General features: G+C 36.5%; 26 protein-coding genes and 1 pseudogene. 18 read left to right on the top strand and 9 right to left on the bottom strand.

Annotated features, from left to right (window positions below):
• Positions 1-90, top strand: a 90-nt coding sequence (locus C9J37_RS29800) for an IS3 family transposase (RefSeq protein WP_328822053.1), incomplete at its 5' end; no start/stop codon positions are given.
• A gap of 310 nt (positions 91-400) precedes the next feature.
• Here C9J37_RS29800 and C9J37_RS25105 read toward each other — a convergent pair.
• Entirely contained in the window at positions 401-1,696 is a 1,296-nt protein-coding gene (locus C9J37_RS25105) for a S8 family peptidase (RefSeq protein ID WP_107897597.1), read from the bottom strand.
• A gap of 84 nt (positions 1,697-1,780) precedes the next feature.
• Here C9J37_RS25105 and C9J37_RS25100 point away from each other — a divergent pair, with 84 nt between their 5' ends.
• Entirely contained in the window at positions 1,781-3,052 is a 1,272-nt protein-coding gene (locus C9J37_RS25100) for a helix-turn-helix domain-containing protein (RefSeq protein WP_327440789.1), read from the top strand.
• A 256-nt stretch (positions 3,053-3,308) separates the two neighbouring features.
• Here the strand turns inward: C9J37_RS25100 and C9J37_RS29180 are convergent.
• Positions 3,309-4,315, bottom strand: a pseudogene (locus tag C9J37_RS29180) (IS3 family transposase); the annotation flags it as partial.
• Between the two features lie 28 nt (positions 4,316-4,343).
• On the opposite strand from C9J37_RS29180, the gene C9J37_RS25080 reads away from it, so the two are divergent.
• From C9J37_RS25080 to C9J37_RS25025, 11 genes are all read left to right on the top strand, one after another.
• Complete coding sequence (locus C9J37_RS25080; protein ID WP_268808050.1) at positions 4,344-4,694, top strand: ATP-binding protein; 351 nt, start codon at positions 4,344-4,346, stop codon at positions 4,692-4,694.
• Between the two features lie 300 nt (positions 4,695-4,994).
• Positions 4,995-5,288: an ATP-binding cassette domain-containing protein gene (locus tag C9J37_RS25075; protein ID WP_235617238.1), complete on the top strand. Its 294-nt coding sequence runs from the start codon at positions 4,995-4,997 to the stop codon at positions 5,286-5,288.
• A 4-nt stretch (positions 5,289-5,292) separates the two neighbouring features.
• Positions 5,293-5,508 (top strand): hypothetical protein, encoded by a 216-nt coding sequence (locus tag C9J37_RS25070; RefSeq protein WP_137067743.1) that lies wholly within the window; start codon positions 5,293-5,295, stop codon positions 5,506-5,508.
• Positions 5,486-6,286, top strand: a complete 801-nt coding sequence (locus C9J37_RS25065; protein WP_107897590.1) for an ABC transporter ATP-binding protein — start codon at positions 5,486-5,488, stop codon at positions 6,284-6,286. Before C9J37_RS25070 ends, C9J37_RS25065 begins: the two co-directional genes overlap by 23 nt.
• Positions 6,279-8,657, top strand: a complete 2,379-nt coding sequence (locus tag C9J37_RS25060) for an ABC transporter permease (RefSeq protein ID WP_107897589.1) — start codon at positions 6,279-6,281, stop codon at positions 8,655-8,657. Before C9J37_RS25065 ends, C9J37_RS25060 begins: the two co-directional genes overlap by 8 nt.
• Before the next feature lie 338 nt (positions 8,658-8,995).
• Positions 8,996-9,256, top strand: a complete 261-nt coding sequence (locus tag C9J37_RS25050; RefSeq protein ID WP_107897587.1) for a hypothetical protein — start codon at positions 8,996-8,998, stop codon at positions 9,254-9,256.
• Positions 9,257-9,415: 159 nt separating this feature from the next.
• Positions 9,416-9,871: an accessory gene regulator B family protein gene (locus tag C9J37_RS25045; protein ID WP_167397430.1), complete on the top strand. Its 456-nt coding sequence runs from the start codon at positions 9,416-9,418 to the stop codon at positions 9,869-9,871.
• 107 nt (positions 9,872-9,978) lie between these two features.
• Positions 9,979-10,131 (top strand): cyclic lactone autoinducer peptide, encoded by a 153-nt coding sequence (locus tag C9J37_RS25040; RefSeq protein ID WP_107897585.1) that lies wholly within the window; start codon positions 9,979-9,981, stop codon positions 10,129-10,131.
• Between the two features lie 222 nt (positions 10,132-10,353).
• Positions 10,354-11,493, top strand: coding sequence for a sensor histidine kinase (locus tag C9J37_RS28050; protein ID WP_167397429.1), 1,140 nt, complete (start codon positions 10,354-10,356; stop codon positions 11,491-11,493).
• Positions 11,494-11,495: 2 nt separating this feature from the next.
• Positions 11,496-12,203, top strand: a complete 708-nt coding sequence (locus C9J37_RS25030; protein ID WP_107897584.1) for a LytR/AlgR family response regulator transcription factor — start codon at positions 11,496-11,498, stop codon at positions 12,201-12,203.
• A 751-nt stretch (positions 12,204-12,954) separates the two neighbouring features.
• A complete protein-coding gene (locus C9J37_RS25025; RefSeq protein ID WP_107897583.1) occupies positions 12,955-14,046 on the top strand; it encodes an S-layer homology domain-containing protein in 1,092 nt (363 codons plus the stop codon).
• 36 nt (positions 14,047-14,082) lie between these two features.
• On the opposite strand, the gene C9J37_RS25020 is transcribed toward C9J37_RS25025, so the two are convergent.
• Complete coding sequence (locus C9J37_RS25020; RefSeq protein WP_107897582.1) at positions 14,083-14,826, bottom strand: arylamine N-acetyltransferase family protein; 744 nt, start codon at positions 14,824-14,826, stop codon at positions 14,083-14,085.
• Between the two features lie 195 nt (positions 14,827-15,021).
• Between C9J37_RS25020 and nagB the strand changes: the two genes are divergently transcribed.
• Positions 15,022-15,735, top strand: coding sequence for a glucosamine-6-phosphate deaminase (gene nagB, locus C9J37_RS25015; protein ID WP_024362343.1), 714 nt, complete (start codon positions 15,022-15,024; stop codon positions 15,733-15,735).
• A 328-nt stretch (positions 15,736-16,063) separates the two neighbouring features.
• Here the strand turns inward: nagB and C9J37_RS25010 are convergent, their stop codons facing one another.
• A complete protein-coding gene (locus C9J37_RS25010) occupies positions 16,064-16,942 on the bottom strand; it encodes a DMT family transporter (protein ID WP_107897581.1) in 879 nt (292 codons plus the stop codon).
• Between the two features lie 119 nt (positions 16,943-17,061).
• On the opposite strand from C9J37_RS25010, the gene C9J37_RS25005 reads away from it, so the two are divergent.
• Positions 17,062-17,964: a S66 peptidase family protein gene (locus tag C9J37_RS25005; RefSeq protein WP_107897580.1), complete on the top strand. Its 903-nt coding sequence runs from the start codon at positions 17,062-17,064 to the stop codon at positions 17,962-17,964.
• Positions 17,965-18,101: 137 nt separating this feature from the next.
• Here C9J37_RS25005 and C9J37_RS25000 read toward each other — a convergent pair whose 3' ends face one another.
• From C9J37_RS25000 to C9J37_RS24990, 3 genes are all read right to left on the bottom strand, one after another.
• The gene (locus C9J37_RS25000) at positions 18,102-19,676 is read right to left on the bottom strand and encodes a catalase (protein ID WP_107897579.1); all 1,575 of its coding nucleotides are present in this window, start codon (positions 19,674-19,676) and stop codon (positions 18,102-18,104) included.
• Between the two features lie 282 nt (positions 19,677-19,958).
• Complete coding sequence (locus C9J37_RS24995) at positions 19,959-20,468, bottom strand: hypothetical protein (RefSeq protein WP_107897578.1); 510 nt, start codon at positions 20,466-20,468, stop codon at positions 19,959-19,961.
• A 14-nt stretch (positions 20,469-20,482) separates the two neighbouring features.
• Positions 20,483-21,172 carry a B3/B4 domain-containing protein gene (locus C9J37_RS24990; protein ID WP_107897577.1) on the bottom strand — a complete coding sequence of 230 codons (690 nt, stop codon included), beginning with the start codon at positions 21,170-21,172 and terminating at the stop codon, positions 20,483-20,485.
• Between the two features lie 59 nt (positions 21,173-21,231).
• On the opposite strand from C9J37_RS24990, the gene queG reads away from it, so the two are divergent.
• On the top strand, positions 21,232-22,362 hold the full coding sequence (gene queG / locus C9J37_RS24985; RefSeq protein WP_107897576.1) for a tRNA epoxyqueuosine(34) reductase QueG: 1,131 nt from the start codon (positions 21,232-21,234) through the stop codon (positions 22,360-22,362).
• Positions 22,363-22,376: 14 nt separating this feature from the next.
• Complete coding sequence (gene trmL / locus C9J37_RS24980) at positions 22,377-22,850, top strand: tRNA (uridine(34)/cytosine(34)/5-carboxymethylaminomethyluridine(34)-2'-O)-methyltransferase TrmL (RefSeq protein ID WP_107897575.1); 474 nt, start codon at positions 22,377-22,379, stop codon at positions 22,848-22,850.
• A gap of 103 nt (positions 22,851-22,953) precedes the next feature.
• Here the strand turns inward: trmL and C9J37_RS24975 are convergent, their stop codons facing one another.
• Together C9J37_RS24975 and C9J37_RS24970 are read right to left on the bottom strand one after the other, a co-directional pair.
• Positions 22,954-23,988: an LLM class flavin-dependent oxidoreductase gene (locus C9J37_RS24975; protein ID WP_107897574.1), complete on the bottom strand. Its 1,035-nt coding sequence runs from the start codon at positions 23,986-23,988 to the stop codon at positions 22,954-22,956.
• Between the two features lie 12 nt (positions 23,989-24,000).
• Positions 24,001-24,846 carry a VOC family protein gene (locus tag C9J37_RS24970; RefSeq protein ID WP_107897573.1) on the bottom strand — a complete coding sequence of 282 codons (846 nt, stop codon included), beginning with the start codon at positions 24,844-24,846 and terminating at the stop codon, positions 24,001-24,003.
• A gap of 426 nt (positions 24,847-25,272) precedes the next feature.
• Between C9J37_RS24970 and C9J37_RS28585 the strand changes: the two genes are divergently transcribed.
• Positions 25,273-25,443 (top strand): hypothetical protein, encoded by a 171-nt coding sequence (locus C9J37_RS28585; protein ID WP_162832714.1) that lies wholly within the window; start codon positions 25,273-25,275, stop codon positions 25,441-25,443.
• Positions 25,444-25,777 lie beyond the last annotated feature (334 nt).

Raw genomic sequence — 25,777 nt, 5'->3', positions numbered from 1 at the left:
ATGACGTATTACAATCATTATCGAGGTCAGTGGAATTTAAAAAAGCTGCCGCCTGTAAAATACAGACAGCAGCTTCAACAAGTTGCCTAGGCTTTTTCAAAATGTCCTTTACAAAGGGTACACTTTAAAATAAACACGGGCTTTTTTAATTGGATTTAATTTGTACATTGTGAGGCGTTAATTGTTATTCTCCTGATACATTTCTGTAAAAGTATCGATCGCCAATTGATCGTTCTCTTCAATTGTTTCTTTTAAAAGATGTGCATAAGTTCAAGCGAAGCTATAATACTACTTGGATGTAATAGGGGTACTGGTGAATACGTTTAGTACCAAGAAAATAGTAATACAAACCAAAGCGATGGTTTGTATTACTAATGCTAGTATGCTTCACCTTTTAAAATTATTGAACGCGAGCAAATCCAAATCCTGAAGCGTAGTCATCACCTATAGCAGCTCCATAACCACCTTTAATATCTACTGATTGTGCTCTCGCTTGTAAGTTAGAACGTAGTTGCGTGTTAGACAATGACGGATTTTCAGCCCAAATTTTTGCTGCTAAACCAGAGACATGAGGAGTAGCCATTGATGTGCCGCTAATTGTATTATAACCGCCATTATACCATGTAGAATAAACGGATGAGCCAGGAGCTGAGATTTCAATATCACCCTCCTGGATTACATAATCTCCAGCTGTAGATATATAACCACGTGAAGAGTAATCAGCTACACGATAAGTCCCATTTTGTTGTACATTTTCTAAAGCTGCAACGGCGATTGCATTTGGTAATGCCCCCGGATAACCAATTGTTCCTTGCGCATAGCCTGAATTACCAGCTGCAGCTACTATTAGAACTCCTTTACTGTATGCGTAATTGACAGCACTTGAAATGAGGCTATTATTCGCTGAAGAACCTAGAGACATACTAATAATAGTTTTGGTACCAGTAGCTGTTGCTTGATCTGCTGCATGTCGAATAGCAGCAGCAATATCATCTGAGTATCCAGAGCCACTATCTAATAACACTTTGTAAGCCCAAAGATCAGCATTTGGAGCTACACCGTAAACGCCTGCTTGATCGCTTCCACCATCAGCTAAGGCCGTACCAGCAACATGTGTACCATGTCCGTTTCTGTCTGTACAGCTGTTGTTAATGGGTGTTGTCGCACCTGTAAAGTCTTTACATTGCTCTACGTTATTGACAAGGTCAGGATGAGAAGTATTTACACCCGTATCGAGTACGGCAATATTAATGTCACTTCCTCCAGTTGTAGATGTTAAAGTATCATTGTTATAAATTGCTTTAATTCCCCAAGGTATTTGTTGAGAAGCTCTTAAAGAAGTTACCAAATCCAGGGTTTCATTTTCTACCATACTATCGTCTTCCAAACCTATCGTATCTAATGTAACGATAGGAACTTTTGTAACTGTGTAATTTTTATTCTTCTGTAATGCTTCGAATTGTTTTTCATTCATATCAGTTGAAAATCCGTTCTCCGTTAATTCCCAACGAACAGAATATTGAGTTTTTAATGTTGATTTTTCTGATTTTTTGTTTGCCTCAACATAAACACGGAATTTCTCCTGACCACCGTCGTTTCCTGAGCTATCTTCGCTATCCATCGCTGTTGCGTACACCGGATTTATTACTGATCCTGCAATCAAAAGACTTAGCAACGTACTTTTCACTTTTTTCATTCATCCCAACCCCTTTTCAAATTAAGTTATAGTACTACAATTTGAATCTACCATAATTTAGGTTTTTTGATTATTGGGAAAATTATGATTATAATAAATGTAAAATATAGTCATTCGATACGGGAGGTTATGAAAATGAAGATAGGTTCATTAATTAAGTACTATCGTACAAAGCTAGGAATGACACAGAATTCAGTGGCGATGGGGATTTGCTCGATTCCTCATTTAAGTAAAATTGAGAATAATAATAAAGAAGCAAATAGCGAGACAATACGTCTACTGCTAGAACGATTAAATATTAGTATTCACGATGTAGAGAATAACGAACAAAATATTATTTGGCTATTAAATGATTTACAAAAACATATAAATTACCTAGAGAATGAGAAAGTAAAAGAGACAATGAGCAGATTAAAAGAATATGAAGAAATAATAGGTTTTACAGAATCTATTTATTTATATGAACTTTATAAGTTACGTTATTATGTGTTTGTTAAAGAGCATAAATTAGCAGACAATCAATTAAGATGGCTAAATGCCCACCGACAAAATTTTTCCCAACATGAAAGGTATTTACATTCATATTATTATGCATTAGTTTTAATTACAAAAGGTAAATATGAGGAAGCAGCTAAAGAACTAACTCAAATACTTCAAATACATCCAGAACTAGGGTCACTAGAAGGAGAGTTTTACTATCATTTCGCTTTAATAAAAGGGCGGTTAGAAGAACCAAGCCAAGCAATTATTTATGGGAAAAAAGCTCTTCAATTCTATAAGGACCAATTTAATTTTAAAAGAATTGTTTATACATTAATGTCTCTGGCACTCAATTACTCTCGAGGAAAAGTGTTTCACGAAGCAATCGAAATCTATGAACATTTAGTGAGAAATGTGGAGCTATTACAGCAACAGCAGCTATTACCTGCTATATATCACAATTTGGGGGATTTGTACCAAATGAGATGGGAATATGAAAATGCATTAATTTACTTTGAAAAAAGCGCTTCTTTAATGTCAAAGAACTGTGATCATTATCTGCTTTGCTTATATAATTTAGGTGTTACACAATTTCGCTTAGAACAAACGGAAAAAAGTATAAAAACCTTTACTATTCTAAAGGAAGAAGCAAAAAATAAGAAAGAATTAAGTTTTAATTTATTTGCTACTTTTTATTTATATTTGTTAGAAGAAGAAAAAAAGAAAGCAATGGATTTTTTAGAAGGGAGGTTAATTCCATTTACAGCAGATAATGAAGAATTAAAAGAATTGCACCAACAATTTTCTAATTTATTGGGGGAGTATTATCGACAAGAAAAGCAGTTTGAGAAAGCTATGCAATTTATTGAAATCTAAAGGAGAGTGTGAATATGAAGAAAAATGTTGGATTATCAATCTTAATACTGAGTGCTGCAGTAATAATTATATCTGTTCCAATTCATCCACCAGTTTTATAAAAGGCAAGAGTGGTAGAAGGTAGTGGCTCTATCTTATGATTGAGGAACAGTGTTTTTCAAACTCGAAATGTGAGGCACTTCGTAACTGAAAAATTGCCATTTTCTTGGATAAGATGGGACTGACCCCGATATATAAGACAGTAATCAAAAAAGCATTACCCAACCAGTTGTCGGTATTGAACCGGCGACTGGTTGTTTAGTTTCGTTTCGTTTGAATTCGGTTATTGTTATAATAGTTTATATAGTCTTTGACAGTTTGTTCTACGATGGCCGTCGTAATACTGTTCAAATTGTCTAAGTAGAATGTTTCAGACTTTAACACAGAATGAAACGATTCGATTGGGGCATTATCAGCGGGCGTACCTTTATGGGACATGCTCATGGTAATGCCTTTTGCTTTTACGGCCTGTTGATAGTGATAAGATGTATATACCGCGCCTTGGTCACTTTGCAATGTATACCCTTAAGGCAAATGATTGAGTTGGGCTAACGTATACAGAATAAATCCATTTTCTGGCAATGATTTCGCTATTATATAAATCCTGAATACTTGAAAGATACAACTGTTTTTCATCAAATGGCAAGTAAGTAATATCCGTTACGAGCTTCTGTAACGGTGCAGTGGCCTCAAAATCGCGATTTAATAAATTGGCTGCGATTGCATAAGGTTGTCCTGTTCGTTTTCGTTTTTTCACTTTCACGCGACATTGCCAACCATATTTTTGCATGATACGTTGAACAACTTTGTGATTGACGCACATTTCTTGACGTAAGAGTGCTGTAATTTTTCTGTAGCCATAGCGAAATTTATTTGTACGACAGAGTTCACCGATACGTCTCTCTATTGCTTGACGAGACCTTGCATAGGTAGATGCCTGTTTCCAACGATAGTAGGTAGATCGTGCAATCCCAAAGTGTTTACAAATGTCCTTTACAGACATCATGCTTCTTAGTGACGCAACTAACTGTACAGCTACTTCTCCAACCACTTCCACTCCAACTCTGCGTACTTTTTTAGCACCTCAATTTGTTGCTTTAAATAACGGTTTTCCAATGCTAATTTCGTTTGTTCATTGTCCGGTTCAGGACCTTTATTAAAGATATATTGTTTGCCTACAGGTTGTTTCAAACGATTGACTTCACCATTACTATACCAACGCACCTATGTTTCGCCCTGTGGCGTATATTTAATTTCTAAAATTCTTTTTTATTTGTCTTTACCTATTAGGGTCGGTTCCAATCGGCTAGAGAGCCTTTTGAAGCATTACACAAAATATATGTTACTTATTATTGATGAAATGGGTTATTTACCAAGTGATATAGAGGATGCAAAACTATTCTTCAAATTAATCGATAGGCATTATGAAAAACGTAGCACTATTTTTACGATAAACATTAATTTCAAATATTGGGACGAAGCGTTCCAGGAGCACGAATTAGCGAAATGCAATTTTAGATCGCTATTACATCACGGAATAGTTATCACAATCGTCGGCAATTTATATAGTTTGAAGAACCACCTAGCTCCAAAAGGTGAGTAATTTTATATACAATTAAGTGGACGTTTTTGTACATTTATAGTTTTAAAGGGGATGGACTTAAGTTGGATTTAAATTAATAAGCACAAGGGTTATCAATTTACTCCATTACGTTTACGTCATCATAAATGTAATGGAGTAAATAGCAAAAATACGGTCATATGGAAGAAAGACGATGTTAAGAGTAAAGAGACTGTTAGGGCTTATGAGTGTGTATAGTAGTAATCAAGAATAGTATTAGAGAGTGATAAATCTAGTTTTTATAAACAAATTGCTGTAGTTTTTCAAACATTCCCTAAATATATGTATTCATTGAGAGAAAATATTGGGTTTGGTAATGTTGGTGACATGGATAATGAACAGAAAATAAGAGATGTAATAAGACAGGTAGGATTAGGTGATAAATTTTCAGTTCATAATGTTGACTTAGATACTTATTTATCTAAAGAAATGGATGGAGGGATTGATTTATCCGGGGAGGAATGGCAAAAAATAGCGTTAGGACGAGCGCTAATGAAGGATGTTAGTCTTATTTTGTTAGATGAACCTACAGCGTCATTAGATCCTCATTCAGAATTAAAAATACTTGAATTTTGATAGTATGACAAATGATAAAACAACGATTACGATTACACATAGAATCGGGCCCACGAAGTTATCGGATAAGATTATTGTAATGGATAAAGGGAAAATTGAAGAGGTCGGTACTTTTGATGAATTGATAAAAAATAAAGGATTATTTTATCGTATGCATCAAGCCCAATACAAATGGTATGATCAAAAGGAGTATTTCCATGAAACAGTTAAAACTACATGAGATACGAAATGGGGAGGAAACCCCATTAGTGGTAATGAAAAATGTGTCAAAAGAATTTAGGTCGAAAGATTTTACAACGCAAGCATTGGACAGCATCAATTGTGAAATTTATCAAAACGAAATCGTAGCAATAATGGGTACGAGCGGTTCAGGGAAAAGTACATTACTTAATATTTTAGCTGCTTTAGATAAACCTACACATGGGGAATTAACTTTTCATGGTGTACCGATGATTGAGCAATTTCAAGAACCTACTTCATCCGAATTTAGAAGGCAAAATATAGGATTTATATTTCAAAATTTCAGCTTATTAGATGAGTTGACGGTATCGGATAATGTAGCAATGCCATTAATTTTGCTAAATGAGGACACTAAAAAAATTACGCAAAAGGTGACGGATGTATTAGCAAAATTATCAATCGCTGATTTAGCTAAAAAGAAACCAACTGAATTGTCTGGTGGTCAAAAGCAACGAGTGGCTATAGCGAGAGCGATTATTGCCAATCCGCAATTATTACTTGCAGATGAGCCAACAGGAGCATTAGATGTGAATACGACAAATGATATTTTAACGACACTTGTTCAATTGAAAAAATTATCAAATCAAACCATTATATTAGTAACACATGATCCACATGTGTCGACTTATGCAGACCGTGTATTATTCTTTCATAAAGGAAAATTAGTAGATGAGTATATTAATCAAGAGCATAGTGATAATTTAACGATGATTTTTGATAAATTTAAAAATATACAGAGGAGCTATCTTCATGTATAATTTGAAAAATATTGCTTGGAAACTATGTAAAGCTGCTAAAACACAAGTAATCATTGCCATACAGATTGTGGCACTCGCAGTTTGTTTAATTACAACGATGTTGGTCTATGTGGAAAATGCACAAACAGAAATGGAAGACAATATTCGTAACATGTATGGTGATGTGGATATTTCAGCTGGTTATAATTTTTCATCAAATCCTGAGTCTGGTCAGTGGATTACATCAGAAAGCTTTAATACGATTGGAAATTTAGAAGAAGTCGAACAGGTAGAACCGATATTATTACAATTTACATCTGTTGATCAGCTTGAAGGTGCCTATACATTAGGTGTATCAAATGGTAATTTAACAAAAGGCTTTTACCATTTGGACGAAACGCCGAAAGACAATGAGGTTGTTATTTCATATTCTTTATCGGAAGCTTTAAAAAAATCTATTGAGGATTCAGTCGTAGTAAATGGTCAGCCATTCGTTATAAAAAAAGTGCTCGCTCCGAATACATATGGAGAAGATGCACCTATTCTTTATATGGACATCAATGTATTGAAAAGTATAAGTGGTATTCCAACTGATGTAGAGGGCTTATTTGTAATGATTAAAACAGCGGATGTGGATCAGACAGCTACTGTATTGAACCAACTTTTCAAAGATATACGTGTCGATATAACAAAAGAAATGGACTGGGCACAAGCAAATTTAATTTCCTTGCTTGTCTTTATAGTTATGTTAGTGATTAGTATCATCTTTGTTAGTGGTCTATTATTGAAATCTACTTTCTCATTATTATTTAGTCGTTTACAAGCACAGTTTTTCGTGTTAAGAACAATGGGTGCAACAACAGGGCAACTAAAAAAGATTGTCAACACTCAATCGACGATTATTTTACTAATGGGTGTAGGGATAGGAGCAATAGGTAGTCTTTTGTTGCTAAAATTCATTGTCCCATCTTTTGTAGGGATGATTGGCCTACCGCAAACCAACTTTAGCATTCCTGTTCTTTATTTTTTAGCAATTTTATTTGCAATATATTTCTTACTTTATATGTTTGTGTTTATTAAAGTAGCTACAGTAGCGAAAGAAACACCTATAGTAATGAAAAGAAAAGATGAGCTTAAATCGTATCGATGGACGAAATGGAAGACCATGCTTACCTTTATAGTAAGTGTAATCTCATTACTCATTTTTTTACAAGGTATTGTAAAAGCTAGTACGCTGGAGTCGATTATTTTAATCTTTACTGGAAGTGTACTAATGATCGGTTTATTATTCTTTTTATTCCCATATGTGGTGGTATACATGTTGAACAAAAGTTCTTCTTGGATTCATCACTATTTAGGAAATAAAGCACACTATGTAAAAATGCAGTTCATGCCTAATTTAAGAAATTATATTCCTGTTGTTTTTATATTGACGACTTTGATTATGATTATTACGTTTAATGGTACATTTTTAAAATCTCTTGCACATGGCGAGGAATTAATAATTAAAAACACGTATCCGTATGAAGTAGCAATTACAAATCCTTATTTTGAGAATATTTCATCTGATGATATCGCGTTATTGAAAAATAATGTCTCAATAGAACAAATACAATTAGAAAGTAAGGGTAGTTCTTTTATAACTAATAATTTTATTCTGAATTATGCTGCGAAAGATTTTGGTGGAGAGAATAGAGTAGAAATTACAGAAGATGCAGCTGATAAGTATAGTTTAAAAATAGGAGATGTTTTAGACGGCTATTTCTTTGACGAAAATTCAAATGAAGAAACAATTAATTTGACAATTACTGGAATAATTCCGACGGAAAACAAATATACGCACCTTTATGTCGACTGGAATTCTCCTTTGATTAAAGATGTTGTAGCCGTTAATAAAATCCATTTGACTTTAGCTCCTGACACATCATTAGACGATCTCCAGCAAGCGATTCGAGACTGGCCAACGTTAAAAATTGTGGAGCGAAGTGTTCTTTTAGAGCAAGCCTCGGAATGGTTTTATCAGCGCTGGGCAATGTTTATGGTCGTTTTAGCTGTATTAGTTCTAGCGAGCTGTACAGGTTTAGTGCAAATGATTATTCATATTATATTGAAAAGGAAGGAACAATATCAGATTCAACGGTTAATCGGACTTTCACCGAAGGAATTAAAACAGCTGATTTGGTCTGAAGTTCTCTTTATTGTCACAATCGGCTTAGTGCTTGGCGTAATACTTGGCATGTTCTTAACAAAGTTAATTATGCAAATGGATTCGGGTGGTTCTATAGAATGGGATTTCTTGTTTATATTTAGTTCAGCTATAGGAATAGCGATGAGTATTTTAGTATGTTGTCTTCTATATATTGCTCGATTTGTGAAACGGAGTGTTATATAGAAAATGTTAGTGTCAGATAACAGAATAATGTATATTTTAGTACATTCAAATTACACGCTTATTCAAGAGCTTTTAAAAAATATATTCACTATGTATAGACCATCTTGGGAAATCGATACCTTTAACTTACCGAGTGAAATTGTCATAATGATAAATGCAAATAAAAAGTATAATGTTGTGTTAATTGACACAACTTATAAGCATTTTGATCAATATATACCATATTTAAAAACTCTCGAAACAATGAAATGCCAAATTATTTTTATAACAGATGAAAATATTGGAGAGCTTCATTATTACACAAGTAATATCTCAAATTGTAAGGTAATAAAAAAAATATGACGATAGAACAATTAGTTCATATCATTGAAGGAGATTTAATAGAAATAGTTGACACAAGACGAGTCGGAGAATTGAATATGTTAGAAATGAATGTGCTCTCAGAATTGGCAAAGGGGCACTCCATTGACTATCTCTGTAACTCCAAAAAATTTACAAATATAGAGGTAGAGCAAGCAATTTGGAATATTAATGCATATTTTGGGACATCTCACTATTTAGAAGCGGTATATAAAGCATATACGGAAAAAGTTATTTAAAGGAACGTTAAGTGGTACTTTACGCTTACGTTCTTTTTTTTTACGCTTGTGCAGAGGGGGATTGGAAATGAACGTTCATCTGTATTTATATCCATTTTAGGTTATTTTAAACTATTTAATTGTTGCATGCTTTATACTGGTTATCGAGGAGGTGATGACATGGAATTTACTGCAAAAGAGGAAATGCTAGTAGGTTATATCGAACAAAGAAGACTGTTAACACAGTTAGATAAAATAAAATTAGTGTATGGATTTCGTGTTGTTACAAGCGAGTTGAAAAATTTTTTTATTATTTACAGTATAGCTTTTACGTTCGGTTTATTTTGGAAAATGTTACTTGTTCACACTGGATTTTTACTGGTGGGTCAAGTAGCATATGGTGCGCATTGTTCGTCTTTTACAACGTGTCTTGTTGTTAGTAGTATTTCATTTCCGTTGATCACATGGCTAGCTATAGCATTACCTATAACTTCACGCGTTGTTTGGGGAGCATTTTTCCTAGGAGCTGTCATCCTGTTGTTTATTGGTCCAATGAGTTCTAAAAAAACAAAAGTACGAGGTGAAGCTCATCGAACATTCTTGTTAAAAAAATTGTATAGTAGACTTATAATGTAGGGCGTAATGCTCGTTATTTTTCCAACATCTATAAGCGTATTTTTGGTAGTAGGCGCTTTGAAGGCGGTTGTTTTAGTGATTATTGCAAAATTAGGAGGATATCATTGATGAAATTTATTATTGACAAAGTAGTTGGAAATTTGTGTGACTTGCTTATTAAATTAGCTGACTTTGGCTCTGTTTATATGTGTTGGGGAGCTATAGGAGAGGAGGAGTTGCCACAAGAATTAAAGTTGGATAAATTTGAAAAAAAAGAATAAATATTCTACAATAATGAATAACAATATATTGATTTGGAAGGTTCTTTTATTGATATGTGGAGTATATCCTATTTAACTTTAATTATTTATCAATTTTCAATATTAAGTATTTTACCACTATATTTTAGCAAAATTACAATAACAAAAAAATTGATTTTGAAGATTTCATTATTAATAGTAATGCCTTCAGTAGTGTTGTTTGCTTTTTTAGGTGTTTATGCTATGGGGTATGCCATATTGGTGGTAATTTTCCTTGTCTATCAGCAAACAAAGAGATGGAGAAATATCGTCCACGTTCTGTTTATGATAGTTTTAGTTGTTATGGCAGACCATATCTCTTCGCTTGTCGTGTATCAAGTATCGAATGGCACAGAGGCTATCATTTCTTCTCCATTGGTACAGCTCATTGTTTCCATTTGTATCTTATTTATTTTGGTGCTTGTCTACAAAAGGTTATTCCATTATTTCGCAGGAGGGTATGTGTTTGAGCAATATATTATACCTACAATGATTCCTCTGTTATTTATGACGATTGCCTTTATGTATTCCGATATTGTGTCGATGGATGCTTCATCTTTCGTCAAAAGTGTCCAACATAATTTATTCTTTTTTGTGATTTATTTAATGCTCTTTATCATTATTATTGGTTTCTTTGTTTATTTAGCTATTAAGAATATACATATTAAACAAAAGGAAATGAAATTGGAAGATTTTAAATCTTATGTGGCGTCGCTTGAGGAACTCAATCGTGATATGCGTAAGTTTAAACATGATTATATGAATATTTTAACATCAATGCGCCATTTTATAGATTCTAAAAACTACTCGGAATTAGAAGTCTATTTTTATCGACATATATTACAAACCGAAGAGAATGAGCAAGCGCATGAAATGGCTTTCTCGATGCTGAATTGTTTACATATAGCTAGTTTAAAAGGACTATTAACAACAAAACTTATACAAGCGCATGCATGTCACGTACCGATGCACGTTGAGGTTGTTGAAGATATCGACAGAATAGCATTGGATGAGATTCAATTAAATCGTATGTGTGGCATACTATTGGATAATGCACTTGAAGCTAGTAAGAATACAACAGAGCCTTGGATTCGATTAGCCTTTATTCGAATGGATGGTGTGGTGTTAATTGCATGTATCAATACATTTTCATCCAACCAAAGTCATGAGTTAAAAGTACATGAAATTTTTAAAGAAGGCTTCTCAACAAAAGGAGAGGAGCGGGGCTTGGGTTTATTTATTTTACGTCAAATGGTGGATGCTTCTCCAAAACTTCGATTGAATACAAAAATTAATGGCAATTTATTTATACAAGAGTTGTTTATTGATGAGGAGGGGGTGTAAATATGAAAGTGATTATTTGTGAAGATAATGTTATTCAGTTAGATCATATAAAAAAAACCATTGAAAACTATGCCATGATGGAGGGGAATGGGATTGAAGTTGTACTCACAACTTCAGACCCTAATGAGGTTATTGCATATGAACAAGCAGATTGTTATTTTTTAGATATCGATTTGAACCATGAAATGACAGGGCTTATGTTAGGGGATATGATTCGTAAACGTGACCCATTATGCAATATTATATTTGTCACAACCCATGCAGAAATGACCTATTTAACGTTTATGTATAAAATTGCAGCGTTAGATTTTATTATTAAGGATCACACAGGTATGTTACAGCAAAAAGTATTAGCAACACTAAAAGTTGCATATGAAAAGTATCTTCAAATTGGCCAACAACAAGCACCTTCACAGATTCAGATTAGAGCCAATGGTTATACAAGAAATATTGCTATTCAGGATATTTATTTTTTTGCAGCATCCCCCACATTACATAAAATTATTTTACATTTAGAAAATGAGCATATTGAGTTTTATGGTCGCCTAAAGGATTTTAAGGAAATACATGCATCGATGTATCAATGTCATAAATCTTTTATTGTGAATCGACAAAACATTGAATTTGTAGATCACAAGGAACGAGTTGTATATTTCAAAAATGGCGAAACTTGCTTTGCCTCTGCACGACTTATAAAGGGTTTAAAATGATTATTACCCATTCACTATTTTTTTGGATGTCTAGCTGATTAAAAAGTTAGATAGGAACAAAATGTAAAATTGTGAAGAAATACACTTAAAATAACGGGGTGCGACAATAAATATAGCTACTTAATTTATGTAACCTTTGTTGTTTTTGTTTATTGGATTACATTTTTTTATATACATTGTGTCTTGCATTTTCGAATTCGAATAACCGGAAAAACTGATTTAATGATTTTGATTTAATTAAAGGAAAATATTTTTTAACGAATTAGATTAGGATGAAAGAAAACAATTATATCAAACTTTAGTTTTAAAGTATGGTGAACCAGATGAAAAACAGCACCTTATATATGGCACACTAAATCGACTCAAATTTATTTTGATGGAGAGTAATATGTTTTGTATATTGCAAATATAGATGCAAGAAAAAAATTTATGAAATCAAACAATAAGAAGAGCAAAGGTGATAGTCATTTAAAATAATCTCTCCTGCATAAAGGAAGCTAAAGTGATAATTTGCTAGGCTTTGATTTATATAAAAACAACAAAACTTAATAGACCTATCAACACCCCTTGCAACGTATTGCAGGGGTATTTTGCTTTAGAAGAGCTATGTACGCAATTAGAAGTGTAAATGTATAAAGACTTGGGTATATGGACACTAATGCAAGGCAACTCTTCAAAACAGCTTTTAGTTAATATTTATTTTACTTGATGAATAGGATAACAAAGATGAAAAAAATACAGGGGGAGTAGTATGAAGATAATAAGTAGGATATTGATTGTATTACTGATTTTAGGATTTCTGCAAATTCAGCCTGTTTATGCAGCTAGTTTTAAAGATGTATCGTCGGACAATACGTTAAGTACGGAAATAGATTATTTAGTAGAGCGTGGGATTATTAAAGGGTATCCTAATGGCACTTTTAAGCCAAATGAGTATGTCACAAGGGCACAGGTAGCTGTTATGATAACACGTGCGTTAGCCTTAAAAACAACGAATGTAAAAAATCCGAAGTATCAAGATGTACCGACATCTCATATTTACTATAAGGAGATTGCTGCGACACAAAATGCTGGAATATTTGATGCAGCTAAAAAGTTTAATCCAAACGGCACGTTGACGAGAGCAGATATGGCTATTGTTTTGCAACGAGCTTTTAAATTAAAGGGAACGACGAGCCCATATTACTTTACAGATGTTACAGAAAAGACACCAGGCTATAAAGAAATATTAGCGGTAGCGAACAATAATATTACGAGCGGTTATCAAGATGGCTCATTTAAACCAAAATTGCCATTAACAAGAGCCCATTTTTCAGCATTCGTAGCTCGTGCATTAACTCTTTCAAATCCTAATTTATTAAAGGACCCTGCCTATACCTATACTTATGCCTATTATTCACCTGATGATGGTCTAAGATATACATTAAATTATCAATATAGTCATAATGATAATAAAAATGATGTTTGGACAATTACGAATATGACTAATAACAAGCCGTTTCATGATGAATTATTATATTATGATGGCTCAGTATATGCGCAAGCAATCGCTCAGGAGTATAGCTCACATTACGATTTTTATATAGGGCTACCACTAAGAATTGGCGTGATAGTTCATGAAGACGATGAACGCCCTGTAAACGGCAATCGCATTACCGTCCAAACGACGGATGGAACAGTTCGAGCAGGTGGTGTTAACTATAAAAATGTAGCGATATTAGAAGAAAGCTTTAAATATATTGATGTAGTGAAGACATATTATTTTGTAGATGGTATTGGCTTAGTTAAGGAACTTCACAATGGGGAAGTTGTTTATGAGTTACTAAAACGAACAGCAAATTAAAGATTGAAAAGGATGCATTGAAAAATGCATCCTTTTTTAAGTAAGGGATATATGAAAAAAACGTTTAAGGGCTTGTAGCCATTCTTTATCGGTGTGTGTTGTATAAGTTGTTAATGATTGCCCTTCGTATATACGAAATTCATTATTGAACATCGTATGTCGACCAGTAGGGGTGCGAATCATGGCGATTTTATTCTTTTGTTGAGAAAGACGTGGTGCAAAATTGGCATCGTTCCCGTTATCTGTGAAGTTGTACAGTAGGCGCCAATTGTGTGATTTTTGCTCATACAGCATCCAACCGTACGTGTCATGCCATTCAATTTTGTAAAGCTCATTGCCCTCGCGATGTTCGTGATGCGCAATTAAAGGTACTGGTTTACACGGAGCTAAAGCACCTACACCTACGTCCGAGATATAAGTTATGCCGTCAAATTGAACGAGGAGTAGCTGGTGCATGGGAACTTCTTCAATCGGTGTACTATCATCCGTATTACGCCAAAATTGCGCATAGCGATTTGTTACAGAAAAACCGAGCTCTCGAAGTAGCCAGCTATATAAAATGTTAAGTTCAAAGCAATTGCCTCCGCGTTGTTGAACAATAATTTTTTGAAAAATATCTGGGATAGCAAAGGAAATGTCACGTTTCAAAGCAACATCTAAATTTTCATAGGGAATGCTATGTAGATGTTTCGTTTGTAATTGACCAAGTAGCTTTAAAGACGGCTCTAAAGATCCTTGAAATTGAATGAATTTTAAATATTGTTGAATTTGAGCATTCATAAAATCGCCTCACTTCCTTATTAATTAACATAACCGAAATAGCACTAGAATACACGTGAAAAATAGAGAAAGAAAATAATAGAAATAGAGCTAAATAACTTGTAAAATTAATATATTCACTACTAGTTCGTAATGAATTTCCATTTTTAGTTAAAAATAACGTTTCTAAAGGTAGGTATATAAATGAAGAATGAAATAAAATGGATTGAAGTAAATTCATATGATGAAATGAGTAACGTAGCTGCACATATTTTTACTGAGCAATTACAAGCAAAACCAGCTAGCATACTAGGGCTTGCAACAGGGGGTTCACCAGTTGGGATGTATAAGGAATTAGTTAAGCGTCAACAAGCTGGTGATATTTCTTTCAAGGAAGTTACAACATTTAATCTAGATGAATATGTGGGATTAGAACAAAATAGCCCAGCAAGCTACTGGACGTTCATGCATGAAAATTTATTTAATCATGTGGATATTAACGAAGAAAAGATACATTTACCAAACGGCAAGGCAACAGATTTAGAAGCCGAGTGTGTGGCATATGATGCGCAAATTGCCGAAGCGGGTGGTATCGATTTACAGTTGCTTGGAATAGGGGTTAATGGACATATAGGTTTTAATGAGCCTGGTACATCATTTGATTCACTGACAAACATTGTAGAGCTTACAGAATCAACACGAACTGAAAATGCTATTTATTTTGATAATCCAGAAGCTGTGCCTACTCATGCTATTACAATGGGTATACAATCTATCATGAATGCAAGGGCGATTGTGCTCATCGCATTTGGTGAAAAAAAATTAGAAGCAATTGAAAAATTAAAAGGTGGAGAAGTGACTGAAGCTTTCCCAGCTAGCAGATTATTAAACCATCCAAATGTAACGATTATTTACGGCGGTACAAAATAAAAGAAACAAGAGGCTGGGAGATAACTAGAAAAATTTAAGGAATAGAGGAAAGGTGTTCGTAATTTTTCTATATGGAGACCTTAGCTATTCTTGCTTTTGCAATTAAAAAATTAGAAGTGTTCACTAGTTGTTGGTAGCGAAGGCGGTGACTCCAGCTCAGAACAGCACATAATGTTAGACGCGGGCATTCCGCGCGCAAGCAGAGGGTTGCGGCTTACGGTGCTGAGCGGAAAGCACCGTCGTAGCGGACAACAACGGCATAGCAAAAAAGTGTTAGATTGATTAGGTTCAATCTAACACTTTTTCTCTTATGTCCCAGCCGCTTATTTTATTTTTTACTTGATAATAGGACACCCGCTACGACGGCAAGACCGCCGATAATTTGAAAAATATGTAGTTGCTCATCTAAAAAAAGCACGGCAAAAATAGAGGCAAAGACCGGAATAAAGTTTAAATAAATACCTGCTTTATTCGCGCCAAGTTGTACGACCCCATGATTCCAGCATAGAAATGCTACAATAGAAGCAAAAATACCTACATATAGAATAGCGGCAATCGTTGACCAGTGCCAGTGTATAGCGTTGGGCATTGTTGTGATTTCGTATAGGTAAAATGGCAAGAGCATGACAGCACCAATAAAGATTGTGACAAGAAATGTTGACTGTCCTGGTAAACGACCCGCGTAATGTTTTACAAGAAGGGAATAAATACTCCAACAGAAAACGGCGACGACAACAATTAAGTCTCCTTTATTGAACGTAAAATCGACTAAGCTTGCAAACGAACCTCCTGAAATAATAAAAAGGACACCACTCAGTGATAGTGCAGTTCCAAGAATTTGGAATGACGACAGTTTTTCCTTCAAAAAAATAAAGGATAGTATGTAAATCATGATGGGTGTCGAAGAATTCATCAACGATGCATTGATCGAAGTTGTATAGTGGAGAGCAATATAGACGAGCGTATTAAAAGCTGCCACACCAGTAAAGGCTAGTATAAGGACAATTTTCCAATGTTCTTTAAGCATGTGCCACTCACGTTTTACGCTACGATAAGCAATCGGTAAAAATACGATAAAGGCCACACACCAACGGAGAAAAGCCAATGTAAAGGGTGGGATATTGCCACTCATGGCTCGGCCAATGACAAAATTACCACCCCATAGAACGGTAGCAAGTAATAATAACGCATATGGTGGGATTTTCATGAAGCGATAACTCCTTTTAATTTAAAATACTAATGTCAATTATAGGCATTAAGGGAGTGAATAATCAATGCTACATGTACCCATATGCTAGAATGAGAGAAAGAATAGGAGGAAGTAAAGTGATAAGTACAGTAGCACATTTAAAAAAAGGGGATACAGTTGGCATTGTATGTTTGTCCAGTCTTGTTGAGCCAGAGAAATTAGGAAATGCTTTAGCCTTTTTAGATGAGCTGGGTCTCCGCTATAAAATAGGGGATACGATAACGGCAAAACATGACTATTTAGCAGGTAGTGATGACGTAAGACTTGCAGACTTTCATGCTATGGTTCAAGATCCTGACGTGAAGGCCATTTTTTGCGTAAAGGGTGGCTATGGCTCTGCTCGTATTGCTGGAAAGATTGATTATGAGCTGCTAGCGGAAAATCCTAAAATTTTCTGGGGCTTTTCTGATCTTACCTATTTGCATTGTGCTATTAATGAGTATGCAAATATCGTGACGTTTCATGGACCGATGCTAATGGCTGCCAATAACATGGATGAGTTATCGAGAAGAATGTTTTTACAGCTGTTTTCTCCGATTGAAATACAGTATACAGAGGCTATATCTCCATTAACTGTGGTGGCCCCTGGCTTTGCACGTGGACCAATTATTGGTGGTAATTTACGTCGTATAGTCAGCACTTTAGGCACAAAATTTGAGGTTCGTACTGAAGGCAGAATATTATTAATAGAAGATATCGCAGAGACAATTCCACGCATTGATTCGATGTTGCAACAGTTAAAACAAGCTAGAAAGTTGGAACAATTAGCGGGGGTAGTAATTGGCTCCTTTACAGAAACGGGAGCAAGTGATGAGGCTCTTCTAATGTTAATGCAAGAATATTTTGGTGATTTAGAAATACCTGTTGTAGCTGGTTTTAAAATAGGGCATGAAACGACGAATATTGCCATCCCATTAGGGGTCGATGCCATTTTAGATGCACAAGAAAAAGTGCTTCGAATTTTACCAGGCGTCTATTAAGTGCTTCGAATTGATAGAATTGTGTGAATATTGTGGGTGACTGGCACTCGAGCAATATGAAAGCCGCAACTCTCGCTACACGCGATTTGTTGCGGCTACTGTTTTGTACGTAAAATTGTGTGGGTGACTGGCACTTATTAGTAAGGTTCGGCATCGTGGCCTTTATCGACTGCGTCTTTTGGTGCATTATCACCGTTAATGTTACCAAGAGGTTTTGCAGAAGAAGCGTTTTGTTGCGCCTTTTGTAACCCTTCTTTTAGTAAGCTTCCATATTCCTCATCTGCTTCAGCAGCCAATGCGATCATCGCCTCTTGGATGGCTGTATTACATGCGGATAAATCCCGGATTAAATTTGCTAGTAGTTCGTCACGTTCCCATTGTTCAAAATTACGATAAGTTTCACCAGCTTGCTTCGTATTACTTTGGCGATCAATGGATTCACGTACTAAATTACCTTCAATATATGGTGTGTATTCCTTCGCCGTTTGGGTAGCTTCTTTTAAACCATTTAACATTGATGGCTCATAGTTAATATGTGGATTTTGTCCTGGTGCTAAATCTCGTTTATACATCATTTGCCCACCGCTTTGGTTGGTCGCTACTCGTTTCTTCGGCGCATTGATTGGTAATTGTAAATAGTTGGCGCCCACTCGATGACGTTGCGTATCAGAATAAGAGAAAGTACGCCCTTGGAGCATTTTATCGTCTGAGAAATCCAATCCATCAACGAGGACACCTGTGCCGAAAGTTGCTTGTTCTACCTCGGCAAAATAATCTTCAGGGTTTTTATTTAACACCATTTTTCCGACTGGATACCAAGGGAACTTGTCATTCGGCCATAGCTTCGTATCATCCAGTGGGTCAAAATCAAGCTCAGGATGAGGGCCATCCTCCATTATCTGTACATTTAACTCCCATTCAGGATAATCTCCACATTTAATAGCATCATATAAGTCTTGTGTAGCATGGTTGAAATTCTTTTGTTGAATTTCTTCTGCTTCTTTTTGTGTTAAGTTTTTAATGCCATGTAATGGCTCCCAATGGTACTTTACAAGGACTGCTTTGCCCTCACTATTTACCCATTTATACGTATTGACACCAGAACCTTGCATCATGCGATAGTTGGCAGGAATGCCCCAAGGTGAATAAATAAAAGTGACCATATGGAAGGATTCTGGAGAACTTGCACAGAAATCAAAGAAGCGCTCGACGTCTTGAATATTTGTAATAGGATCTGGCTTAAAAGCATGAATCATATCTGGAAATTTCATGGCATCACGGATAAAGAAGATTTTTAGATTATTTCCAACTAAATCCCAGTTTCCGTCTTCTGTATAAAACTTGACAGCAAAGCCGCGTGGATCACGTAATGTTTCCGGTGAATGTCCACCATGAATAACCGTAGAGAAGCGGACGAAAACAGGTGTTTGTTTGCCTTTATCCTGAAATACTTTTGCTCTTGTATAGTTAGAAATAGGCTCATCGCCAACAACTCCATATGTTTCGAAGTAGCCATGTGCTCCAGCCCCACGAGCATGTACAACACGTTCAGAAACTCTTTCTCGGTCAAAGTGGCTTATTTTTTCAAGGAAATCATAATTTTCAAGAGTTGCTGGCCCTCGATTGCCGACTGTTCGTAAATTTTGATTGTTGGTAACCGGATGACCTTGGCGATTGGTTAATGTATCATCTTTTTCATGAGAATGGTTCATTACTATTGCTCCTTCCAATTGTACTAAACAAAGTTTGTCCAATTGATTAGCAAAATAGACATAAAAAACCTCTCTTACACACAAGGTGTAAGAGAGGTTTCGGATGGCGTTTTCCAATTCATCTGATTGAGTTTTTTCATGCCATTGCCAATAGTTGGTGATAGGTCATCGGTCATAAAGTAACTGGTCACATGTCATTGGTTGATCTAAGTTGTAAGTCTACATTAAAGTAGTTTTGAAAACAGCCCATCCGACTCGGTTTGGAGTCTCACCGCCCCGAGTTTAGAAATAGCGAGAATCGTCAAATTGTATTTCAACGCTATAGTTTTTGGCATTAATCAAATTAGAGAGCTTATGTGCATCCTTTTCTAGTCGAAGTGAACGTTCACGGTATGCATCTGGCTCGAACATAGCAATTTCATATAACATTGTACCTTCACCATAGCCCATACGTACAGTTTCTTTTTCATGTGTGCCCAAGTGTTTACAAAGTTCAGCTTCAGCGCGAAGTTGTGAAGCCAGTTCAATTGCCTCTACAAGTGCAAGTTGCTCACCTTTAAAGTCTACTTTGTTCTGAATATTCGCCTCATAGACAAGTCGATCTAATGTGCGTATATCAAGGCGTACTTGTGCTAGCTCACTTTCAATAACAGCCATTGCACGATTACTCGTTTTAGGAGCTTGTCCTTTTTCAACAGTGACAAAAGAACTGCGATGTAATTCATTAATAAGTTCTTGAACCTTCTTTGCTAAAATGCTTTTTAGTTTAACTGCTTCTGCAAGATTAATCATGAAAACACTTCCTTTTATAGTGTAGTAGATGGTGTTGCATTCGTTAAAAGGCCAATTTGATAGTCTCCACCATGAATTTGGTTGAACATTTTTCCCGCAGAGGCAAGAAGCTTTTGCGCATCCTCAGTGGCAAGGGAAGGGCGAAGATAGAAAATATGGAGCGCTTCAGTTGTTCCCTCAGAGACAGCTGTACGTTGTGAATCAACGAATGGTGAACCAAATGGCCCTTCCTCGTCTCGACTAAAGAGAATGTGATTGAGCGTATTGAAGCGCCCATTTAACCCTTCGTAGCTTGTTTCTTCATTGCCAAGTGCAATTTCTATGTTTCCTTTTAGGTGAGCTATATCATAAATACCAACTGGAATTTCGTATTGGAGGGAGAAAAAATTATTTAAATCGACACCAGAATGCAATGGTGTTAAATAGTTTTGCTTACTCACTCGACGCATTAAGCTTTCAGCCGAGTGACGATAACGGTTCGGATCAGCGCCAAGTTGTTTCCAAAGTTGTCGCCATTCTGCAATACCTTCACGTTCAGTTACAGGTTGATCTTGCATTTCTAAATAGAGGTTTTCCTGATATAATTGCAGGCGACCTTTAATCATTTGGGGCGATTCTGCTACGACAATTTTGGTATAATGAATAATGCCGATTTTCAGCTCTGGAAGTTGCGTTAACAACGATGGATTAAGTGAGACTTCCATAAAAAATCACCTACTTTATTTGTTTCTATTATTATATCATGTAAGGAGTTGGAAATAAAATGAACATACATGACCTACAACGAGAGTTTGTGGCGTATGCAATGTCCATTGGCGTTGATAAGATTGGCTTCACAACGGCAGCTCCCTTTACAGAATTGAAAAATAGACTGCGTCGCCAGCAGGAGCTTGGTTTCCAATCAGGTTTTGAAGAGAGCGATATTGAAAAACGTACGGAGCCACTTCAATTATTAGAAGGTGCAGAAAGTATTGTTGCGATAGCTGTCGCATACCCTTCAAAGATGAAGGACGCACCTGCTGGTAAAAAGGGGGCTCGACGTGGGATATTTTGCAGAGCTTCTTGGGGCGTCGATTACCATACAGCATTACGACAGCGTTTAGCATTATTAAAAGCTTGGCTGGAGGAGCGAGTGCGCAATGTACGTATTGAATCAATGGTTGATACAGGTGCGCTTGTAGATAGGGCGGTGGCGGAGCGTGCAGGTATTGGCTGGAGCGGGAAAAACTGCTCGATTATAACACCAGAGTTTGGTTCATATGTTTATTTGGGCGAGTTAGTGACAAATATTCCATTTGCACCGGACAAGCCAATGGAGGAAGAGTGTGGCGAGTGCCGTTTATGTTTGGATGTTTGTCCAACAGGTGCGTTAATCGAAGGGGGACAACTCAATTCACAGCGTTGCATCGCCTTTTTAACGCAAACGAAAGGTTACCTGCCAGATGAATTTCGCTCACATATAGGAAACCGGCTATATGGCTGTGATACTTGTCAAACAGTCTGTCCAAAAAATAAAGGCAAAATCAATTGGATACATGAGGAATTTAAACCCGATCCTGAGCTTGCAAAACCCTTATTAACACCACTTTTAACGATTTCTAATCGGGAATTTAAAGCAAAGTTTGGTCATGTTTCAGGCTCATGGCGTGGGAAAAAGCCCATTCAACGCAATGCTATATTGGCGCTAGCGCATTTTAAAGAGGAAGCGGCAGTACCTGATTTAATCGAGCTTCTGGAAAAAGATGAGCGACCCGTTATTCGAGGGACAGCAGCGTGGGCATTGGGGAAGATTGGTGGAGAGCAGGCGGAAAACGCTTTACTCGCTGCGCAGGATCAAGAACAAGATGAGGAAGTCCTCGTGGAAATAAACAAAGGTTTACAATTTTTTAGCTAAGGAAGTGTTTCGTTATGCCATTGCATATCGTCTTATATCAACCAGAAATACCAGCAAATACAGGCAATATTGCACGTACTTGTGCTGGTACGAATACCTCACTCCATTTAATACGGCCGCTTGGCTTTTCAACCGACGATAAAATGCTAAAACGTGCTGGCTTGGATTATTGGCATAGTGTCAACGTGGTGTACCACGATTCCCTTGAGGATTTTTTAGAAGCATCAAAAAATGGGGATGTCTATTTAATTGAAACGTATAGTGAAGAACCGTTTACTACGCATGATTTTAGTGACAAAGATCGGGATATTTACTTTCTGTTTGGAAAAGAAACGACAGGCTTGCCAAAGGATTTTGCCTATGAGCGCAAAGAAATGTGTTTACGCATTCCTCAAAGTGAGCATGTGCGTTCACTAAATTTATCGAATACAGCCGCAATCGTTATTTACGAGGCTCTACGACAACAAGGCTACCCAGGTTTACAATAATAAAAAGCGAGTGACAGTAAGCGTTCGAATCAATCGAACGCTTTTTGTTATGCCGTTGATGCCCCGTTTTGCATGGGAATTGTGTTAGTGCCTGGCACCACTTTTACTCTTTTAGCGCTTTATTGACTGCGGGCATAATATGAGTGCCAAGTAGCTCAATAGATTTCGCTACCTGCATGAATGGTACTGCGCCTATATCAAGCTGTGCCATAAAACGTGAATGACCGAATATTTCATGCTGCATTAATATTTTTTCAATAATTTCATTTGGACTACCAACAAATAGCGCATTTTGACCAGCTGTCATATTGTCAAAGCCTTCTTTAGATAAATGATAGCGCATACCACGTTGTGCATTAACATAGTGCCAATAATTTGAGTAATGTGGATAAAATTCCTCCTTAGCCTGCGCTAAATTTTCAGCAAAGTATGCGTGCCCTGAGACAGTGATTTTTGATTTCTTCGCATCGTGTCCTGCTGTGAGCAATGCTTCGCGGTAAACATCAACCAAATGTTTGAATCGTCTTGGATCCCCGCCTAAAATGGCTAAGTTTAGACCTACGCCATAACGACCCGCACGACTAGCACTTTCAGGCGTTCCACCCACACCGATATGAATGGGGATTTCACGACTAGCACGTGGTGCAATGTCAGCATGTTGAAGCGGTTTGCGATAGCTGCCACTCCACGTTACACGCTCTTCTCGGTTTAACTTTAACAGTAAGGCTAAATGTTCCTCAAATAGTGCATCATAATCATCTACATCATAACCAAACAACGGGAACGATTCGATAAATGCACCTCGTCCAGCAACAATTTCTGCACGACCATTTGACAGTAAATCCAGTGTTGCGAAATCTTCGTATAAGCGCACTGGATCGACCGTACTAAGTACAGTCGTCGTACTTATTAATTGAATGTTTTTTGTCCGCTGGGAAAGTGCAGATAATACGACTGGTACGGCTGAAACAGCATAATCTAAACGATGATGTTCTCCCACACCAAATACGTGAAGACCGGCTTCATCTGCAAGCTGACCGTATTGCATTACTTCATCGAGGCGTTCTTTAGCAGTTGGCATATAGCCATTCACCGGATTTTGACCGATATCTGCTAATGTGTAAATACCAAATTCCATGAGATAGCCTCCTTAAAATTTCAGTAAAATAACATTACCAGCAGGATCTTCTGTTTGGAAACCACCATCTATATCAGTAACAGGCGCTCCTATTTGTCGCAAGTTTGCTTTTAATGTATTTGCCTGCTCTTCATTATCTAGACGCAGTGTATAGGATTTTAGACCAATTTGATTTTCCCCAAGCTTTGGTGCCCCTTCAGAATACCAAGTATTTAAACCGATATGATGGTGATAACGACCAGTAGAAATAAATAATGCTTGCTCACCATAACGAGTGACAATGTCAAAGCCTAAGCCCTTTGTATAGAACGTTTCGGCTGCAACTAAGCTTGAAACCGATAAATGAATATGCCCCATAACCGTATTAGCAGGTAAACCATGCCATTGTCCATCAGCTTCTGCCAATATAGAAGGAATATTAAGCGGCTCAGTTACCATATGCACTTGATCTGAGCGCCAAGTCCAGTCACTTTCAGGACGATCTACATAAATTTCAATACCATTTTCATCTGGATCACGTAAATAAAGTGCTTCACTTACATCGTGATCAGAGGCACCAAAGTAAACACCTGATTGACGGAAATGAGTTATGATATTAGCTAAATCACGGCGTGTAGGTAATAATAGTGCAAAGTGATAAAGACCGCTTGTTGAGCTCGTTTTTTGTTCAATTGTTTCCAGTTGAACAATTGTAAGCAATGCTGTTTTACCGTCAGCGGTTAAGGTAGCTCGATTCGCTTCTTGCTGTAAAACTTTAAAGCCAATAATGTCTTGATAGTATGTTAATGATCGTTGTAAATCACTTACTTTAACTTCAATATTTGTGACATATGTGTTAGGTTTATCATGAAAATGCATGGTAGTATTCCTCCAATATTTTAGTTATGATTAATTATCAAGTTACTTATTGTAAGTAAGTATATTTTATAAAGTGGTGGAAGTCAAGTAGTTAAATTGGTCGAAAAAAAGAAGTAACCGCAATGGCTACTTCTTTAAAATAAGAAAATCACTAAGTATTAAAATATACTTAGTGATTTTCTTGGAGTATTATTTGTCCGCTTTGTAGTCGCCTTCGTACCCAGCAGTGAAAATAGCAGCTAGGAAAGCAACAGTTACACCAATAATTAATAATAACTTCATGGAAGAACCCTCCTCATGTTTATAAGCAATCTCTTTTTAGTATAGCCTATCTATTATAAAAATGAAACGACCTTGCTGAATAAAATATGTCAGAAATGGTTCAGACTTTAATATTTCGGGAAAACTATAACAGAGGTGATAAAAATGGAAAAGAAGGTTCCCAATATAGAAAACGGGACAATGGCTAGAAATTTTAAAGAGTTGCAAGATCTCGGCAAACAAATGGAGCATTTGCGAGATGGTCTTGAACTTGCCGAGGATGAACGCATTGCAGATCCAATTCAAGTAGATGATGAACCCGAAGACAAACAATAGGTAGAAGATGAAAGGAAATACCTGCTTGAGTAGGGGGATTACCCGCGAAGTAGAGGTAATTACCCGCGGAATAGGAGCGAATACCCGCGGAATAGAGGTGAATACCCGCGAAGTAGAGGTGAATACCCGCGAAAAAGAGGTAAATACCCGCGGGATAGGAGAGAATCCCACGATTGAGGTGAGATACCCGCGGGATAGGAGAGAATACCCGCGAAGTAGAGGTGAATACCCGCGATTGAGGTGAGATACCCGCGGGATAGGAGAGAATACCCGCGAAGTAGAGGTGAATACCCGCGATTGAGGTGAGATACCCGCGGGATAGGAGAGAATACCC

Origin of the sequence: Lysinibacillus mangiferihumi (assembly GCF_003049665.1) — a bacterium.
Lineage (GTDB): Bacteria > Bacillota > Bacilli > Bacillales_A > Planococcaceae > Lysinibacillus > Lysinibacillus mangiferihumi.
This window is presented reverse-complemented; position numbering and strand designations above follow the sequence as displayed.

Excerpts from the sequence above, each read along its gene's own strand:
- C9J37_RS25010 (WP_107897581.1), bottom strand. The coding sequence starts at position 16,942 with ATGAAAATCCCACCATATGCGTTATTATTACTTGCTACCGTTCTATGG.
- C9J37_RS25070 (WP_137067743.1), top strand. The coding sequence starts at position 5,293 with ATGACAAATGATAAAACAACGATTACGATTACACATAGAATCGGGCCC.
- C9J37_RS25075 (WP_235617238.1), top strand. The coding sequence starts at position 4,995 with ATGTATTCATTGAGAGAAAATATTGGGTTTGGTAATGTTGGTGACATG.
- trmL (WP_107897575.1), top strand. The coding sequence starts at position 22,377 with ATGCCATTGCATATCGTCTTATATCAACCAGAAATACCAGCAAATACA.
- C9J37_RS25025 (WP_107897583.1), top strand. The coding sequence starts at position 12,955 with ATGAAGATAATAAGTAGGATATTGATTGTATTACTGATTTTAGGATTT.
- C9J37_RS25050 (WP_107897587.1), top strand. The coding sequence starts at position 8,996 with ATGACGATAGAACAATTAGTTCATATCATTGAAGGAGATTTAATAGAA.
- C9J37_RS25000 (WP_107897579.1), bottom strand. The coding sequence starts at position 19,676 with ATGAACCATTCTCATGAAAAAGATGATACATTAACCAATCGCCAAGGT.
- C9J37_RS25030 (WP_107897584.1), top strand. The coding sequence starts at position 11,496 with ATGAAAGTGATTATTTGTGAAGATAATGTTATTCAGTTAGATCATATA.
- C9J37_RS24995 (WP_107897578.1), bottom strand. The coding sequence starts at position 20,468 with ATGATTAATCTTGCAGAAGCAGTTAAACTAAAAAGCATTTTAGCAAAG.
- C9J37_RS25045 (WP_167397430.1), top strand. The coding sequence starts at position 9,416 with ATGGAATTTACTGCAAAAGAGGAAATGCTAGTAGGTTATATCGAACAA.
- C9J37_RS28050 (WP_167397429.1), top strand. The coding sequence starts at position 10,354 with ATGGGGTATGCCATATTGGTGGTAATTTTCCTTGTCTATCAGCAAACA.
- C9J37_RS25105 (WP_107897597.1), bottom strand. The coding sequence starts at position 1,696 with ATGAAAAAAGTGAAAAGTACGTTGCTAAGTCTTTTGATTGCAGGATCA.
- C9J37_RS25060 (WP_107897589.1), top strand. The coding sequence starts at position 6,279 with ATGTATAATTTGAAAAATATTGCTTGGAAACTATGTAAAGCTGCTAAA.
- C9J37_RS25065 (WP_107897590.1), top strand. The coding sequence starts at position 5,486 with ATGAAACAGTTAAAACTACATGAGATACGAAATGGGGAGGAAACCCCA.
- C9J37_RS28585 (WP_162832714.1), top strand. The coding sequence starts at position 25,273 with ATGGAAAAGAAGGTTCCCAATATAGAAAACGGGACAATGGCTAGAAAT.
- C9J37_RS25100 (WP_327440789.1), top strand. The coding sequence starts at position 1,781 with ATGATTATAATAAATGTAAAATATAGTCATTCGATACGGGAGGTTATG.
- C9J37_RS25020 (WP_107897582.1), bottom strand. The coding sequence starts at position 14,826 with ATGAATGCTCAAATTCAACAATATTTAAAATTCATTCAATTTCAAGGA.
- C9J37_RS24975 (WP_107897574.1), bottom strand. The coding sequence starts at position 23,988 with ATGGAATTTGGTATTTACACATTAGCAGATATCGGTCAAAATCCGGTG.
- C9J37_RS24990 (WP_107897577.1), bottom strand. The coding sequence starts at position 21,172 with ATGGAAGTCTCACTTAATCCATCGTTGTTAACGCAACTTCCAGAGCTG.
- queG (WP_107897576.1), top strand. The coding sequence starts at position 21,232 with ATGAACATACATGACCTACAACGAGAGTTTGTGGCGTATGCAATGTCC.
- C9J37_RS25040 (WP_107897585.1), top strand. The coding sequence starts at position 9,979 with ATGAAATTTATTATTGACAAAGTAGTTGGAAATTTGTGTGACTTGCTT.
- C9J37_RS24970 (WP_107897573.1), bottom strand. The coding sequence starts at position 24,846 with ATGCATTTTCATGATAAACCTAACACATATGTCACAAATATTGAAGTT.